The sequence below is a fragment of the Rhabdothermincola sediminis genome (assembly GCF_014805525.1).
In the GTDB taxonomy this organism is placed as follows: Bacteria; Actinomycetota; Acidimicrobiia; order Acidimicrobiales; family Acidimicrobilacustridaceae; genus Rhabdothermincola; species Rhabdothermincola sediminis.
The window spans coordinates 94,868-109,418 of the sequence record NZ_JACFSZ010000002.1 but is presented as its reverse complement, the minus strand read 5'-3'; the positions used below and the strand labels follow the sequence as shown (position 1 = coordinate 109,418).

Genomic DNA, 14,551 nt, shown 5'->3' with positions numbered 1-14,551 from the left:
CCGGTGGCTCATGCGTCCTGATCCGGCGTGCGAGGCCGCCGACGTCGCTCGATCGCCGTGACGACCCCATGGTCGTAGGTGATGAGGGTGTCGGCCAGCTCGTCGGCCTCGGCGGGATCGTGGGTGACGAACAAGGCCGGAACGCCTGCGGTGTCGACGAGGTCGCGCACCAGGTGGCGCAGGTCTCGGCGGGTGGGCTGGTCTAGGGCGGAGAACGGCTCGTCGAGTAGCAGCAGTCGCGGCGTACGGGCCAGGGCCCGGGCGAGTGCCACCCGTTGGCGTTGCCCCCCGGAGAGCTGCCGAGGGTGCCGAGCGGCCAGCTCGGCGGCGCCCACCCGCTCCAGCCATGTCATGGCGGTCTGGCGCCGCGCCCGGCGATGGTCACCGGGCACCGCGAGGGCGACGTTGTCCACGGCGGTGCGGTGGGGTAGCAGGAGCGCGTCCTGGAACACCATGCCGACCCGGCGCTGCTGGGTGCGCACGTGCAACCCACGCCCGGCATCGGCGACGACCTGCCCGCCGATGTGGATCGTGCCCTGATCCGGCCGCTCGAGCCCGGCGATCAGAGCGAGGGTGAGCGACTTGCCCGCCCCGGACGGGCCGACGACCACGGCCAGGCCCGCCTCGACCGTGAAGCTCACCTCGAGCCGGAACTCGCCCAGGTCGCGGCGGACGGCCACCGCCAGCGCGCACCGGTCAGGGATCACGGCACGGTCGCCCGGCCGAGGCGACCCACGGCGAGCAGGGCGGCCACCGCGACCCCCGACAGGACGATCGCCAGGAGGGCGGCGCGGTCGTCGTTGCCGGCCTGGACCGCGTCGTAGAGCGCGATGGGCATGGTCTGGGTGCGGCCGGGGATGTTGCCCGCCACCATCACCGTGGCGCCGAAGTCTCCGAGGGCTCGGGCGAAGGCCAGGGTGATCCCCGCCAGCACCCCCCGCCGCGCTATCGGCAGGGTGACCTGGAGCGCCACTCGCCACTCGGGGAGGCCCACGGTGCGGGCTGCTTGCTCCACCCGGGGGTCGACCGCCTCGAACGCAGCCCTGGCGGCGCGTAGGCAGAACGGGAAGGAGGCCACCGTGGCGGCGATCACCGCGCCGGTGAGGGTGAACGCGATCGGCGACCCGAAGATCGACTCCCAGGCCCGCCCGATGGAGGAGTCGCGGCCCAGGGCGACGAGCAGGTAGTACCCGAGCACCGTGGGCGGCAACACGATCGGCAGGCTGGCCACGGCTTCGAGCAAGCCACGCCCGCGAAACCTCGCCTTCGCCAGCAGGTACCCGCCGGCCGTGCCGGTGACGGCCACGATGGCCGTCGCGGTCAGCGACACCCGCACCGAGAGCCACAGGGGTGTCCAGTCCATCAGCGGGCCTGCTCGCCGGGCAGGACGAACCCGTAGCGGTTCATGACCTCGCGGCCGGCCGGCGAGCCGACGAAGGCGGCGAACCGCCGGGCGGGCTCCGCCCGGGCGGGGTCGGTCGAGGTGACGACCAGGGCCTGCTCCAGGGGTCGGTGCAGGGCGGGGTCCACGAGGGCCCAGGTGCCGTCCTGACGGGTGACCACCAGCGACAGGGCGACGATCGCGGCGTCCGCGTTCCCACTGGTGGCCAGCCGGAGGGTGTCGGAGACGTTCTCACCCAGCACCAGCTTGGGGGCCACCCGCTCGTACACCCTGGCGGCGCGCAGCGCGTCCTCGGCGGCCACCCCGTAGGGGGCGTGCTCGGGGTTCGGGATCGCCACCCACTGGACGCCAGGAGCGGCGAGCCCGTCGAGGGTGGTCGGCCCGCTCGGCTCGGCGGTGTAGACGACGATGCGCCCGAAGGCGTACGTGGACTTGGTGGAGCGATCGGCCTTGCCTGCCGCGATCACGTCGTCGACGAGCTCCACGTCGGCGGAGGCGAACACGTCGAACGGCGCGCCGTTGCGGATCTGCTGGGCGAGCTGGACGGACGAGCCGAACGAGAAGGTCACCGCGGTACCGCTCTGGGCCTCGAAGGCCCTTCCCAGCTCCGCGAAGGCCAACCGCAGGTCTGCGGCGGCGGCCACGGTGATCGCCGACGTCGGGGTGCGGGAGCTCTCGCCCGCGGTGGCGGTGCTGCCGGTCGAGGCGCACGCCGGGAGTCCGAGCGCGACTGCCCCGGCGAGGATCAGGTGGCGGTACCAGCTCACGCCACGCGCCGGCCGAGCACGGCCACGTCGTAGCCGGGCAGGGAGCCGAGCCGGCGGGCGAACGCGGACGAGACCAGCTCGTCCAACACCGCAGCCAGGGGTTGCTCGGCGAGCAGGTCCCGCGGGCACCACAGCTGCACCGTGTGCTCCTCGAAGGCCTCGAAGCGAAGGCCCGCCGCGATCGCCGCGGGTTCGGTCGTGACCCCGGCGTTCGCGGCTCCGGCGGCGAGCAGTTGGCAGGCCGCGACGTGGCCGCCCACCCGTGGGCCCTTGGGCTGGCGCAGGCCCACCCGGTGCAGCCATCGGGTGAACGCCGCCTGGGAGGCTGCGGATCGCTCGCGCTGGGCCACGACCCCTCCGGCGCCGACGACGTCGGCAGCCGAACCGAGGTGGTGGTCGAACGCCAGCCCGACCCGCCACCTGGCCAGCTCGTACGCCTCGATGCCCTCGGTCGGGGTGGGGATCCGGTCCGAGCGCTCGTGGACCGTGGCGGCATGGGCTCGGCCGTCCAGCAGGGCCCGGCGGGCGTCGCCGCTCGAGGACCTGGCCCACAGCACGCCTGCCCGCTTCGGGGCCGTGCCGGCCAGTAGCCCCAGCGCGGGCTCGCATCCTGCCACCACTACCGCCGACGGCTGCGCGGCGGGCAGCAGCTCCACCCCCGAACCCGTCCAGCGGCCGTCGGGGACCACCCCGTCGAGCTCCTCCAGGGCAGCGACCGGTACCGCCGCCAGTCGGTCTCGCACCCGTCCCACCCGCACCGGGCCGATCGGCAACGAGTCACCGATCACCGCCACCGCGTCGAGGTGGGCCTCGTGGCCGCCGAAGAGGTGCTCGACGGGCATGCCCAGGACGGAGGCGATCGCCAGCGCCGCAGAAACGCTGGGCTCGTGCCGGCCCGACTCCACCGCGGACACCAGTTGGCGCGAGACCCCGGCCCGCTCAGCCAGCTGCGCCTGCGACCAGCCCAGCTCCATCCGGCGTTCCCGAACCCGCATGCTCGGATCCTAGCGAGCAGCCAGGATCCTGGATCGATCGGACGGGTCGGCAGGACCGTCAGCGCACGAGCAGCGCGGCCCAGCGGTCCAGGACCGGCAGCACCTCGTCGCGAGTGGCCGACGGCAGGCGGAAGACGCACTCGGTCACACCGATGCGCTCGAAGTGCTCGAGCTTGCCCGGGTCGGGGATGGACCCGAAGGGCACCACCTCGAGCTCCTCGGGGTCGCGCCCGGCCTCCGCCCACTGCGCCCGGAGCTGCGGCAGCGACGACGAGAGCCCGGCGCCGCCGATGGGGATCCACCCGTTCGCGTACTCGACGATGTGGGCGAACAGCTTCGGGCCGGCTCCACCTCCGAGGAGGATCGGCGGGTGCGGACGCTGCACCGGCTTGGGCCACGACCAGCTCGGGGCGATGCGGGTGAACTCACCCTGGTAGCCACCCACGTCCTGGGTCCACAGCGAGCGCATGGCCAGCACCCGTTCCCGGCACACGGCCCGGCGGTCGGCCATGGCCACCCCGTGGTCCTCGAGCTCGTCCTCGTTCCAGCCGAAGCCGATCCCGAACACGAACCGCCCCCCGGAGACGAGGTCGAGGGTGGCGATGGCCTTGGCGGTGACGATGGGGTCGCGCTGGGCAGGCAGGGCCACGCCGGTGCCGAGGCGGATCGACGAGGTGACCGAGGCTGCGGCAGCCAGCGCCACCAGCGGGTCGAGGGTGCGCGCGTACTCCTCGGGGAGCTCGGCATCCCCGGTCGGGGGCGGGGTGCGCCGGCTCACGGGGATGTGAGTGTGCTCGGGCAGGTAGATCGATCCGAAGCCACGGGCCTCTGCCTCGCGAGCCAGCTCGACCACGTCCATCGACCGGTCGGTGGCGAACATGGTGACCCCGAAGCGCATGGCGGCACTCTACGCGGGCGCTGGCAGATGTGATGACCCGTCAGATTTCGGGCATGATCGCTTCATGAGCGGAATCTGTGAAGGTCGGGTCGTCATCGTCACCGGCGCGGGGCGCGGTCTCGGCCGGGCGCACGCGCTGGAGTTCGCCCGGCAGGGAGCCCGGGTGGTGGTCAACGACCTCGGGGCGGAGATCGACGGCACGGGCAGCTCGACCGGGCCGGCCGGGGAGGTGGTGGAGGAGATCCGGGCCATGGGGGGTGAGGCGGTCGCCAATGGCGCCGACGTCGCCGACTGGGAGCAGGCGGGGGCGATGGTGGCCCAGGCGATCGAGACCTTCGGCCGGCTCGACGTGCTGGTGAACAACGCCGGGTTCCTGCGCGACCGGATGCTCGCCAACATCTCCGAGGAGGAGTGGGACGCGGTGATCCGGGTGCACCTGAAGGGCCACTTCGCCCCGGCTCGTCACGCCATCGCCCACTGGCGTGACCGGGCGAAGGCGGGTGAGCAGGTCGAGGGCCGGGTCATCAACACCAGCTCGGGCGCGGGTCTCATGGGCAGCGTGGGGCAGGGCAACTACTCGGCGGCCAAGGCCGGCATCGCCGCGCTCACGCTTGTCCAGGCGGCCGAGTGGGCCCGCTACGGGGTCACGGCCAACGCCATCGCCCCTGCCGCCCGCACCCGCATGACCGAGCAGGTGTTCGCCGAGACCATGGCCGCGCCGGCCGAAGGGCAGTTCGACGCCATGGCTCCCGAGAACGTCTCGCCGCTGGTGGTGTGGCTGGGCTCGGTGGACTCGGCCGGGGTGACCGGTCGGGTGTTCGAGGTCGAAGGGGGCAAGATCAGCATCGCCGACGGCTGGCAACACGGCCCGAACTTCGACAAGGGGGCACGCTACGAGCCGGCGGAGGTGGGTGCGGTGGTGAACGATCTCCTCGCCGAGGCCCCGCCGCCCGCGCCCGTCTACGGCGCGGGATGACCGGCCGGCGCGACGCGGGCGAGGGGTCCGCCGAGATCGAGCGGGGAAGCTGACCGGCGGGGCTCGCTGGTCAGCTCAGGCGCTCGATGATCATGGCCATGCCCTGGCCGCCGCCGACGCACATGGTCTCCAGGCCGATGGTCTTGTCGGCGTCCTGCAGGCCGTGGATGAGGGTGGTCATGATGCGGGCGCCGGTCATGCCGAACGGGTGACCGATCGCGATCGCGCCGCCGTTCACGTTGAGCTTGTCCCAGTCGATGCCGAGGTGGCGGGCAGAGGGGATCACCTGGGCTGCGAACGCCTCGTTGATCTCCACCAGGTCGACGTCGTCGATGGTCATGCCGGCACGCTTCAGCGCTTGCCGGCTGGCCTCCACCGGACCCATGCCCATGATCTCGGGGTTCAGCCCGCTGACCCCGCTCGACACCACCCGGGCCAGCGGCGTGATGCCCAACTCCGCGGCCTTGGTGTCGCTCATCACGATCACCGCGGCCGCCCCGTCGTTGAGCGGGCAGGCGTTGCCCGCGGTCACCCGGCCGTCGGGGCGGAAGGCCGGCTTCAGGTTGGCCAGCGCCTCCACGGTCGTTCCAGGGCGGATGCCGTCGTCCTTGGTGACCAGCACCTCGTTGCCTTCGATGTCGGTGGCGGGCAGCGGGGTGATCTCGTGCTCCCAGAAGCCGCGCTCGAGCGAGGCGGTGGCCCGCTGCTGGGACAGGGCCGCGAACTCGTCCATCTCCTCGCGGCTGACCTGCTCGTACTCGGCTACGTTCTCCGCGGTCTGGCCCATGGCGATGTAGATGTCGGGCAGGCCCGCGGGCGGCTGCCAGTCACCCTTGCTTCCCTGCGAACGCTCCATCGTGCGGGCCTCGGCATCCGCGAACGCCGGGTTGTGGGGGCCGGTGTCGGCTGCGCCGTGCATGTAGCGGCTCACGGTCTCCACCCCGGCGGCGATGAACACGTCACCCTCGCCGGCCTTGATGGCGTGCGCCGCCATACGGATGGTCTGCAGCGACGACGAGCAGTACCGGTTGACGGTCACCCCGGGTACCTCGTCGAGCCCCGCGAGCACGGCCGCCACCCGGGCGATGTTGTAACCGGACTCGCCCCCGGGCTGGCCGCAGCCCACCAGCACGTCCTCGACCAGCGTCGGGTCGAGTTGGGGCACCTTGCCCAGCACGTCCTTCAGGATGAACGCGGTCATGTCGTCGGGCCGCACATTGACCAACGACCCCTTGTTGGCTCGACCAATGGGCGTGCGGGCGGTGGCGACGATGACGGCTTCGGGCATGGTTTCCCCCTTCGAGCGGTTGGCAGAGCCCTTGTCTAGCGCGGCGAGGCGGGCGGGCAAACCTGAGGCGGTGGCGCGGTGGCGAGACGCCGCGGCATTGACTAGAACGTGTTCTAAATCGTGCAGAGGGGGGTTCGTCATGGCGCTGGCCGTCATCCGTTTCGACATGCGAGCACCGGGCATGGATCCCGCGGCCACCTCCCGGCTCTACTCGGCGGCACTCGAGATGGGGAAGTGGGTCGACGAACAGGGCTTCGACCTGCTCGTGCTCTCGGAGCATCACGGCGCCGACGACGGCTTCCTGCCCTCCCCGCTGGTGATGGCCGCGGCGATGGCCGGGGCGACCGAGCGGATCCCCCTCAACGTCGCGGCGTTGCTCGTCCCCCTCCATGACCCGATTCGCCTCGCCGAGGACATCGCCGTGCTGGACCTCCTCTCCGGTGGGCGGGTGTCGATCGTGGCCGGGCTGGGCTACCGGCCGGTCGAGTACGCGATGTTCGACCGCCAGTGGAGTTCCCGGGGCCGGCGGATGGACGAGTGCCTCGAGACCATGATCAGGGCCTGGAGTGGTGAGCCCATCGATGTCGGCGGCCAGACCGTGCGGGTGACACCGCGCCCGCTGCAGCAACCGCACCCGATGCTGATGATCGGCGGTTCGGGCAAGGCCGCGGCCAAGCGGGCCGCCCGCTTCGGGCTCGGCTTCTTTCCACCGATCGGCGACGAGGAACTCAGCGCGCTCTACGTCGCGGAGTGTGAGCGGCTCGGCAAGACGCCGGGACTGGTGCTCGCACCACATCCCGATCAGCCCGGGACGCTCTTCGTGAGCGAGGACCCCGACCGGGCCTGGGATCAGCTCGGCCCGTACCTGCTGCACGATGCGGTCACCTACCACAGCTGGCAGACCGCGGACGTACGGTCGTCGGTGAACTCGGGGGCCACCACCGTCGAGGAGCTGCGGGCCGAGGGCGTCTATCGGATCCTCACCCCGGACGAGTGCGTCGAGTTGGCCGGCGCGCTCGGCCCCATGGGAGCGCTCACCAACCATCCGCTCTGCGGTGGGGTGCCTCCCGAGCTGGCCTGGGCCAGCCTGGAGCTGTTCGCCGAGAAGGTCCTGCCCCGCATCCGCAACGTCGTCTGAAGCGGCTGGAGGGGATCGACCGTGAAGTTCGCCATCACGTTCGGCCAGCTGCATCCGGCGTACTGGCTGGAGACGGTGCGTGAAGCCGACCGCCTGGGCTACGAATCGGCCTGGCTTCCCGAGCACCTGGTGTTCCCGGTGGAGATGCGCGGCCAGCTCGTACCGGGGGAGGAGCACCCGCCCGTCCCGCCCAGCACACCCGTCTACGAGCCGGGCGCCTACCTGTCCTTCGTCGCCGCGCAGACCACCCGGATCCGTCTCGGCACCTTCGTCTACCTGCTCGGCATCCGCCACCCCTTCGTGGGGGCCCGCGCCTTCGCCACCCTCGACGTGCTCTCGGGTGGCCGAGCCGAGGTCGGGGTGGGAGCGGGATGGATGACCACCGAGTGGGAGGCGGTCGGCCTCGACCCCGCGACCCGCGGCCGGCGCCTGGACGAAGCCATCGAGGTGTGCAAGCGGCTCTGGACCGAGGAGGTGATCGAGCACCACGGCGAGTTCTTCGACTTCGCGCCGGTGATGTTCGAGCCCAAGCCGGTCCAGCACCCCCACCCGCCGATCGTTGTCGGCGGCGAGAGCGATCGGGCCCTGCGCCGTGCCGCCCGCCTTGGTGACGGCTGGATCGGGATGTCCCACACCCCGGAGTCCGTCGTCCCGCAGGTACGCAAGTTGCGAGCCTTCGAGGAGGAGTACGGGCGCGCCGATCGACCCGTGCAGGTGACGGTGATGGGTGCGGTACGCGATCCCGCGGACCTCGAACGGTGGGCCGAGGCCGGCGTCGACCGGTTGATCGTCGTGCCCTGGACCCGCTCACGGGAAGCGGTGGACGGGCTGCGCCGCTTCGCGGACGACTACCTTCGGTGAGCTCATGCCGGTCGACCTGCGAGACCTCGTCGCCCCCGGTCACACCGCGTTGGTGACCCAGGAGTGCCAGAACGGGGTGATCGGCGAGCCGGCCGCGTTGCCGCAACTTGCCGAGATCGCTCGCCGGCGGATGATTCCCAACGCGGCCCGCCTGGCTGCCGCCGCTCGCCAGGCCGGGGTCCCGGTCGTGCACTGCGTGGCGGCCCGGCGTCCCGACGGTAGGGGCTCGAACCACAACGCCCGGCTGTTCATGGGCATGTTGAAGACCCCTGTGCCCCTCACCCCGGGCACGCCGGCGGTGGAGGTGATCCCCGAGATCGGCGTGGCCGAGAGCGACGTGGTGCTCACCCGCCTCCACGGCCTCGGCCCCATGGGTGGCACCGACCTCGACGCGGTGCTGCGCAACCTCGGGGTCACCACCATCGTGGGGGTCGGCGTGTCGGTGAACGTCGGGATGCTCGACTTCGCGTTCGACGCGGTCAATGCCGGCTACCAGATGGTGATGCCCCGCGACGCGGTGGCCGGCATCCCCGAGGACTACGCGGAGGCGGTGCTCGACAACACCCTGTCGCTGGTGGCCACCCTGCCCGCGGCCAGCGAGATCCTGGGTGCCTGGCTCAGCTCGAGGGGGTCCTGATGGGCTGGCCGTCGAGGCCCAGCACGTACCACACCCCGTCCATCCCCTGGCCGTTCGTGTCACCGGGGGCCCGGTCGCCGCTGAAGCGGTAGAGCGGGTGGCCCTTGTAGACGATCTGGAACGTGCCGTCCGGGAGCGGCACCTGCTCGAAGTCCGTGATGTCGAACTGCGCTGGTGGTTCGACGGCATCGGCCACGAACGGCGGCCAGGTCCGGGCACAGGCATCGACGCAGGTCGGCACGCCGCCGATGTCGTTCAACGTGACATACAGCGTCATGCCCTCGGTGTCCACCAGGATGTCGCCGAGCGGGCTGGGTGTCACCGCGATCGCCTCGGCGGGTGGTTCGGTGTCCTCCACGACCACCCCGTCGCCGCCGACCGAACCATCGTCGGACGTGCTGCACCCGGCGAGCAGCGCCAGCGTCAGCACGACCATCGACCAGCGGGACCGGGTGCGCATCGAGCTGCCTCCCTCCTCCGGGTGGCGGATCCTCCGCCTGTTCCGCCTGCACCGTAGCCCGAGCTGACGTATCGTCAGTTGCAGGGGGTGGAGGGCTAACGTGAGGCGGGTGAGCATGCCCTCCCCGGACGTGGCCGACGACGAGCTGCGGGCCGCGGACGGCCGGGTGCCGGGCCGCCGGGGTCGGGCCACCCGCCAGCGCCTGCTCGAGCGGACGGCCGAGATGCTGCGGTCCACCTCGTACCGGGACCTGAAGGTCGTCGACATCGCCCGCGGGGCGGGTACCTCGCCGGCGACCTTCTACCAGTACTTCCCCGAGGTGGAGAGCGCGATCCTCGTGCTGGCGGAGGAGATGTCCCAGGCGGGCAGCGCCCGGCTCAGCGGCGTGGTGCGGGACGGGAACTGGAAGGGCCGGCCCGCCTACGAGACCGCGATGGGGGTGGTGGAGGAGGTCATGGCCTTCTGGGAGGAGCACCGCGCGGTGCTCCGGGTGGTGGACCTAGCCACCGACGAAGGCGACCAGCGCTTCCGCAAGATCCGGGTGGCGCTCCTCAACGGGTTGACCAACGCGCTGGCCGAGGTCATCGAGGCCGCGGCGAAGAGCGGCCGCCATCCCGCCGACCTCGACCCCATGGCCACCGCCGGCGTGCTGGTCTCGATGCTCGCTCACGTGGCCGCCCACCGCTACGGCTTCGAGTTCTGGGGCATCCGCACCGATGATTTGCAGCGGAGCATGGCCCGCATCGTCTACACGACCGTCACCGGTCAGCGGCCACCGGCGGGCACCTAGCCCCTTGCCGGTGGCGCCTACCATCGCCCGATGCGTTTCGGCATCCTCCCCCCCTACCGAGCGGGTGTCACCGCCGACCCGGCCTGGATGGCCCGCTTCGCCAGGCACGCGGAGGCGGTCGGGTTCGAGTCCCTCTACACCGTCGAGCACGTCGTGGTGCAGGCCGGCTACGCGGCCCGCTACCCCTATGCCGCGGGCGGGCGCATGCCGCTACCCGACGAGTGCCCGATCCCCGATCCGCTTGACCTGCTCGCCTTCCTGGCGGGGGTGACCGAGCGCATCGTGCTGGCCACCGGCATCCTGGTCCTGCCCGAGCACCATCCCGTGCAGCTCGCCAAGCGACTCGCGACCATCGACGCGCTCTCCGGTGGCCGGCTACGCCTCGGTGTCGGGGTGGGGTGGATGCGGGAGGAGATCGAGGCGGTGGGCGTGGACTTCGAGAGCCGTGGGGCCCGCACCGACGAGGCCATCGAGGCCATGCGTGCTCTCTGGCGTGAGGAGGAGGCGACGTATCGGGGGCGTTTCTTCTCCTTCGAGCGGGCGATCAGCAGACCCCGACCTGTGCAGCCCGGCGGCGTGCCGATCCACGTCGGCGGCCATTCGGCGGCAGCCGCCCGCCGGGCGGGTCGGGTCGGTGACGGGTTCCAGCCTCTCGGGCTCGATGGCAATGCACTCGCGGAGCGGATGTCGCTGGTGCGGGCCGCAGCGCTCGAGGCCGGGCGCGACCCGGAAGCCATCGAGCTGTCACTGGGAGGGCTGCTCGACGTGATCGGGCCCGACGACGTCGAGCGGGCCGAGGAGCAGGGCGCGGCGCGCCTGGTCATCTCGACCCGGGAAGGGGACCTGGCGCGCCTCGAAGCGCAGATGTCGGCGTTCGCCGAGCGGGTCATCCACCGCTGAGCCCACCGCAGTCGCAGTCCTACCGGGACGGGTGGCGCGAAGAGCCCGGACCTGCGAGAGTGCGGAACGAGAACACGTTTCTATTGTTTGGGGAGGGCGGTGGCCGCAATCATCCCGCCGGGTCGGCTCGTCTACGGGATCCAGCTTCCGGTGCAGTCGCAGAGCACCCGGTACGCACAGGCCTGGGAGGCGACCTGCGGCATCGACGAGCTGGCCACCATCGCCCGGGCATGCGACGCCGCAGGGTTCTTCTACGTCGCGGTGTGCGACCACGTGGCCATCCCTCGCCCCCACGACGAGGTGATGAGCACGACGTGGTGGGACACCCTCACCACGCTCGGCTACTTGGCGGCGGTCACCGACCGCACCCGCCTGCTCAGCCACGTCTACGTCCTGCCCTACCGACACCCGCTGATGACGGCCAAGGGGTTCCTGACCCTCGACACGGTGTCGAAGGGACGGGCGATCCTGGGTGTCGGCGCCGGTCACGTGCGCGACGAGTTCGAGCTGCTAGGTGTCGACTTCGATCGCCGCGGCCAGCTCCTCGACGAGGCGATCGACGTGGTCCGGGCCGCGTTCACCGACGAGTACCCGCTCCATGACGGTGAGACCTGGCCGGTGCGCGACGCGGGCCTGCGACCCCGCCCGGTGCAGCCCGGCGGGCCACCGATCTGGGTGGGTGGCTCGTCGCGGGCGGCGCTGCGCCGGGCCGCGGATCGGGGCGACGGCTGGCTCCCGCAGGGACCGCCCGAGATGGGCATGAAGGCCGCAGTGCAGTTCATCCGGGACCGGCGGGGCGACGTGCCCATCGACATCGGGGTGAACACCGGCCCGATCGACATGACCCGATCACCCGAGGAGATCGCAGCCGGGCTGCGCCGGTTCGCGTCGATCGGCGTGAACCAGCTCCAGGTCATGTTCCGGGCATCGTCGGTGGGTGAGTACTGCGAGCTGATCGAAGCGTTCGGGCGCGAGGTGGCGCCCTTGCTCGACGACCAGGAGTGACGAGGAGGCGTCGTGTTGCTGGAAGGCAAGGTGGCCATCGTCTCGGGGCTCGGCCCGGGCATGGGCCGGGACATCTCGCTGGCGCTGGCGCGCGAAGGCGCTGACATCGTCATGGCCGCGCGCCGTGAGGACCGGATGGCCGCGGTGGCGGAGGAGGTCGAGGGGCTGGGCCGGCGGGCGGTGTGCGTGCGGACCGACATCTCCAGCCGGGTCGACTGCGACCGCCTGGCGGAGACCGTCCGGCGGGAGCTGGGCACCGCCCACATCCTGGTCAACAACGCCTTCCACGACGGCAACTACAAGTCCTTCGAGGACTCCGACCTCGACGAGTGGAAAGCCACCTTCGACGTCAACCTCTGGGGCACCCTGCAGCTCACGAAGGCCGTGCTCCCACTGCTCAAGGAGCACGAGGAGAGCCACATCGTGATGATCAACACCATGTCGGTGCACCTGGTGGAGCCGAACTTCGGGGCGTACGCGGCATCCAAGGGGGCGCTCGCCACCGCCACCCGCACGTTGGCTCGGGAACTCGGGCGCGACGGCGTACGGGTGAACGGCATCCACCCCGGCTACATCTGGGGCAGCTCGGTGGAGTGGTACCTCAACCACCTCGCCGAGCAGAACGGCACGAGCTTCGAGGAGGAGTACGCCAAGGTCGCGGACCAGACCTGCCTCGGCTACATCGTGCCCTCCTCGGAGATCGCCGGTGCCGTGCTGTTCTTCTCGTCGTCCCTCAGCCGAGCGGTCACCGGCCAGAGCCTCCCGGTGAACGGCGGGCACTACCTGCAGTGACCCCGGTGGCGTGCCCGGACCGGCGGTCGTGACGAGCGGCAGCGACCCGATCCCCGACGAGCGGGCCATCGCCAACCTGGTCTTCGGTTTGGCCGAGGCGATCGACGACGCGGACCTCGACCGGGTCGAGGAGCTCTTCGGTGAGGCGACCTTCACCCTCGCCGGCCGCGAGCCCCGTGCCGGCGGTGCGGCGTTCCGCCGGGTGATCGAGCAGGGCATGCGCTTCCATGACGGCTCGCCCCGGACCCTCCACGTGGTCAGCAACCTCGTGGTCGAGGTGGGCGGCGACCGGACAGTCGCCTTGTCGAGGTCGGTGGTCTCGGTGCTCCAAGCCGTGCCTCCCGCCTTCGGGCTGCAGGTGGTGATGGCTGGCCGCTACCACGATCGGTTCGTGCGCGACCCCGCCGGGGGGTGGCGGTTCGCCGAGCGGATGATGTTCGTGGACCTGGTGGGCAACACGTCGTTCCACAGCACCACCCGCTTCGACCCCAAGTAGAACGCGTTCTCGTTCCGCTAGCGTGAGCCCATGGTGAAGCTCGTCGCGTTCCTGAAGCGCAAACCGGGGTTGACCCTGGAGGAGTTCTACGACCACTGGGAGAACCGTCACGGCCCGCTGATCGCCAACACCCCGGAGCTGGCCCGCCACATCGTGCGCTACGAGCAGCACCGCCGGACCGCCCTCGCCGGCTGGATGGGCACCGAGGGTTTCGATGGGGTCACCATCCAGTGGATGGTGACCCCGGCAGCGTTGGAGGCGTTCATCGCCGAACCGGCCTACGCCGAGCTCATCGCCCCGGACGAGCAGCGCTTCCTCGACACCGACTCGCTGGTGTGGATGGTGACCAGCGAGCCGACCATCGTGATCGACGGGCCCCCGGCATGAGCGGCTCGTTCGCTGGGAAGGTCGCGCTGGTCACCGGCGGAGCGTCGGGCATCGGGCGAGCGACGGTGGAGCAGCTCGCGGCCGCCGGCGCCAGGGTGGTGGTGGCCGACCTCGACGACGTGCAAGGTGCCGGCGTCGCCGACGCGGTCCATGCCAGCGGCGGGGAGGCGGTCTTCGTGCGCACCGACGTCGCCGTGCCTGATGAGGTGGAGGCGATGGTCGCTGCCACTCTGGACCGCTTCGAGCGACTCGACGTCGCCGTGAACAACGCCGGCCGTCCAGGCGCCTATGCGGCGCTCACCGACCAGACCCTCGAGGACTGGGAGCGCACCCTCGCGGTGAACCTCACGGGCACGTTCATGTGCCTCCGGGCCGAGATCAGCGCGATGGTGACCGCGGGCGGCGGTGCGATCGTGAACGTCGCCTCCGCCGCGGGGCTGATGGGCTTCGCTCACCTGCCCGCGTACGTCGCCAGCAAGCACGGGGTGATCGGTCTGACCAAGAGCGTGGCCTTGGAGTTCGCGAGGAGTGGCATCCGGGTCAACGCGGTGTGCCCTGGCAACGTGCGAACCCAGATGCTCGAAGGTTTCGCCGGCGGCGACGAGCAGACCCTGCAAGGGATGGGTCGCATGCAGCCCATCGGCCGTCTGGGCACACCGCAGGAAGTGGCGGAAGCGATCGTGTGGTTGTGCTCCGATGCGGCGTCGTTCGTCACCGGCCATGCCATGGCGGTGGACGGGGGAGTGCTGGCGACGTGAT

18 protein-coding genes are annotated in these 14,551 nt (G+C 71.4%); 11 read left to right on the top strand and 7 right to left on the bottom strand.

All coding sequences use genetic code 11. From position 1 onward, the window contains the following. Positions 1 to 8 precede the first annotated feature (8 nt). The 5 genes from HZF19_RS02065 to HZF19_RS02045 are packed head-to-tail and all read right to left on the bottom strand — an operon-like array spanning position 9 to position 4,062. On the bottom strand, positions 9 to 707 hold the full coding sequence (locus HZF19_RS02065) for a sulfate/molybdate ABC transporter ATP-binding protein (RefSeq protein ID WP_208027079.1): 699 nt from the start codon (positions 705 to 707) through the stop codon (positions 9 to 11). Further along, positions 704 to 1,363: a molybdate ABC transporter permease subunit gene (gene modB / locus HZF19_RS02060; RefSeq protein WP_208027078.1), complete on the bottom strand. Its 660-nt coding sequence runs from the start codon at positions 1,361 to 1,363 to the stop codon at positions 704 to 706. Before modB ends, HZF19_RS02065 begins: the two co-directional genes overlap by 4 nt. Beyond that, positions 1,363 to 2,169 carry a molybdate ABC transporter substrate-binding protein gene (gene modA / locus HZF19_RS02055; RefSeq protein WP_208027077.1) on the bottom strand — a complete coding sequence of 269 codons (807 nt, stop codon included), beginning with the start codon at positions 2,167 to 2,169 and terminating at the stop codon, positions 1,363 to 1,365. The genes modB and modA overlap by 1 nt, the downstream gene beginning before the upstream one ends. Beyond that, the gene (locus HZF19_RS02050; protein WP_208027076.1) at positions 2,166 to 3,164 is read right to left on the bottom strand and encodes an XRE family transcriptional regulator; all 999 of its coding nucleotides are present in this window, start codon (positions 3,162 to 3,164) and stop codon (positions 2,166 to 2,168) included. Before HZF19_RS02050 ends, modA begins: the two co-directional genes overlap by 4 nt. A gap of 58 nt (positions 3,165 to 3,222) precedes the next feature. Next, a complete protein-coding gene (locus HZF19_RS02045) occupies positions 3,223 to 4,062 on the bottom strand; it encodes an LLM class F420-dependent oxidoreductase (protein ID WP_208027075.1) in 840 nt (279 codons plus the stop codon). Positions 4,063 to 4,126: 64 nt separating this feature from the next. Between HZF19_RS02045 and HZF19_RS02040 the strand changes: the two genes are divergently transcribed. After that, positions 4,127 to 5,038: an SDR family oxidoreductase gene (locus HZF19_RS02040; protein WP_208027074.1), complete on the top strand. Its 912-nt coding sequence runs from the start codon at positions 4,127 to 4,129 to the stop codon at positions 5,036 to 5,038. A 70-nt stretch (positions 5,039 to 5,108) separates the two neighbouring features. Here HZF19_RS02040 and HZF19_RS02035 read toward each other — a convergent pair whose 3' ends face one another. After that, entirely contained in the window at positions 5,109 to 6,326 is a 1,218-nt protein-coding gene (locus HZF19_RS02035) for an acetyl-CoA C-acetyltransferase (RefSeq protein WP_208027073.1), read from the bottom strand. Between the two features lie 139 nt (positions 6,327 to 6,465). Here HZF19_RS02035 and HZF19_RS02030 point away from each other — a divergent pair, with 139 nt between their 5' ends. The 3 genes from HZF19_RS02030 to HZF19_RS02020 are packed head-to-tail and all read left to right on the top strand — an operon-like array spanning position 6,466 to position 8,962. Continuing rightward, positions 6,466 to 7,464, top strand: a complete 999-nt coding sequence (locus tag HZF19_RS02030) for an LLM class flavin-dependent oxidoreductase (protein ID WP_208027072.1) — start codon at positions 6,466 to 6,468, stop codon at positions 7,462 to 7,464. Between the two features lie 21 nt (positions 7,465 to 7,485). After that, positions 7,486 to 8,325: an LLM class F420-dependent oxidoreductase gene (locus HZF19_RS02025; RefSeq protein ID WP_208027071.1), complete on the top strand. Its 840-nt coding sequence runs from the start codon at positions 7,486 to 7,488 to the stop codon at positions 8,323 to 8,325. A 4-nt stretch (positions 8,326 to 8,329) separates the two neighbouring features. Further along, positions 8,330 to 8,962 (top strand): isochorismatase family protein, encoded by a 633-nt coding sequence (locus HZF19_RS02020; protein WP_208027070.1) that lies wholly within the window; start codon positions 8,330 to 8,332, stop codon positions 8,960 to 8,962. Here the strand turns inward: HZF19_RS02020 and HZF19_RS02015 are convergent. Then, a complete protein-coding gene (locus HZF19_RS02015) occupies positions 8,943 to 9,422 on the bottom strand; it encodes a COG4315 family predicted lipoprotein (protein ID WP_208027069.1) in 480 nt (159 codons plus the stop codon). The genes HZF19_RS02020 and HZF19_RS02015 overlap by 20 nt on opposite strands. Positions 9,423 to 9,537: 115 nt before the next feature. On the opposite strand from HZF19_RS02015, the gene HZF19_RS02010 reads away from it, so the two are divergent. The 7 genes from HZF19_RS02010 to HZF19_RS01980 all read left to right on the top strand — a co-directional run bounded on the left by HZF19_RS02010 (position 9,538) and on the right by HZF19_RS01980 (position 14,550). Further along, the gene (locus tag HZF19_RS02010) at positions 9,538 to 10,212 is read left to right on the top strand and encodes a TetR family transcriptional regulator (RefSeq protein ID WP_235979202.1); all 675 of its coding nucleotides are present in this window, start codon (positions 9,538 to 9,540) and stop codon (positions 10,210 to 10,212) included. Positions 10,213 to 10,242: 30 nt separating this feature from the next. Further along, complete coding sequence (locus HZF19_RS02005) at positions 10,243 to 11,112, top strand: LLM class F420-dependent oxidoreductase (protein ID WP_208027067.1); 870 nt, start codon at positions 10,243 to 10,245, stop codon at positions 11,110 to 11,112. A 99-nt stretch (positions 11,113 to 11,211) separates the two neighbouring features. After that, positions 11,212 to 12,117, top strand: a complete 906-nt coding sequence (locus HZF19_RS02000; protein WP_208027066.1) for a TIGR03619 family F420-dependent LLM class oxidoreductase — start codon at positions 11,212 to 11,214, stop codon at positions 12,115 to 12,117. Positions 12,118 to 12,129: 12 nt separating this feature from the next. Beyond that, positions 12,130 to 12,909 carry an SDR family oxidoreductase gene (locus HZF19_RS01995; RefSeq protein WP_208027065.1) on the top strand — a complete coding sequence of 260 codons (780 nt, stop codon included), beginning with the start codon at positions 12,130 to 12,132 and terminating at the stop codon, positions 12,907 to 12,909. 10 nt (positions 12,910 to 12,919) lie between these two features. After that, on the top strand, positions 12,920 to 13,405 hold the full coding sequence (locus HZF19_RS01990; RefSeq protein WP_208027064.1) for a nuclear transport factor 2 family protein: 486 nt from the start codon (positions 12,920 to 12,922) through the stop codon (positions 13,403 to 13,405). A 30-nt stretch (positions 13,406 to 13,435) separates the two neighbouring features. Next, a complete protein-coding gene (locus HZF19_RS01985) occupies positions 13,436 to 13,792 on the top strand; it encodes an EthD domain-containing protein (protein ID WP_208027063.1) in 357 nt (118 codons plus the stop codon). After that, positions 13,789 to 14,550 carry a glucose 1-dehydrogenase gene (locus tag HZF19_RS01980; RefSeq protein ID WP_208027062.1) on the top strand — a complete coding sequence of 254 codons (762 nt, stop codon included), beginning with the start codon at positions 13,789 to 13,791 and terminating at the stop codon, positions 14,548 to 14,550. The genes HZF19_RS01985 and HZF19_RS01980 overlap by 4 nt, the downstream gene beginning before the upstream one ends. The last annotated feature ends 1 nt before the right edge of the window (position 14,551 follow it).

Bases quoted from the DNA above. Each gene is read 5' to 3' on its own strand.
- modB (WP_208027078.1), bottom strand. From the start codon at position 1,363: ATGGACTGGACACCCCTGTGGCTCTCGGTGCGGGTGTCGCTGACCGCG.
- HZF19_RS02020 (WP_208027070.1), top strand. From the start codon at position 8,330: ATGCCGGTCGACCTGCGAGACCTCGTCGCCCCCGGTCACACCGCGTTG.
- HZF19_RS02030 (WP_208027072.1), top strand. From the start codon at position 6,466: ATGGCGCTGGCCGTCATCCGTTTCGACATGCGAGCACCGGGCATGGAT.
- HZF19_RS02015 (WP_208027069.1), bottom strand. From the start codon at position 9,422: ATGCGCACCCGGTCCCGCTGGTCGATGGTCGTGCTGACGCTGGCGCTG.
- HZF19_RS02045 (WP_208027075.1), bottom strand. From the start codon at position 4,062: ATGCGCTTCGGGGTCACCATGTTCGCCACCGACCGGTCGATGGACGTG.
- HZF19_RS02050 (WP_208027076.1), bottom strand. From the start codon at position 3,164: ATGCGGGTTCGGGAACGCCGGATGGAGCTGGGCTGGTCGCAGGCGCAG.
- HZF19_RS02040 (WP_208027074.1), top strand. From the start codon at position 4,127: ATGAGCGGAATCTGTGAAGGTCGGGTCGTCATCGTCACCGGCGCGGGG.
- HZF19_RS01980 (WP_208027062.1), top strand. From the start codon at position 13,789: ATGAGCGGCTCGTTCGCTGGGAAGGTCGCGCTGGTCACCGGCGGAGCG.
- HZF19_RS02010 (WP_235979202.1), top strand. From the start codon at position 9,538: ATGCCCTCCCCGGACGTGGCCGACGACGAGCTGCGGGCCGCGGACGGC.
- HZF19_RS02035 (WP_208027073.1), bottom strand. From the start codon at position 6,326: ATGCCCGAAGCCGTCATCGTCGCCACCGCCCGCACGCCCATTGGTCGA.
- HZF19_RS01985 (WP_208027063.1), top strand. From the start codon at position 13,436: ATGGTGAAGCTCGTCGCGTTCCTGAAGCGCAAACCGGGGTTGACCCTG.
- HZF19_RS02005 (WP_208027067.1), top strand. From the start codon at position 10,243: ATGCGTTTCGGCATCCTCCCCCCCTACCGAGCGGGTGTCACCGCCGAC.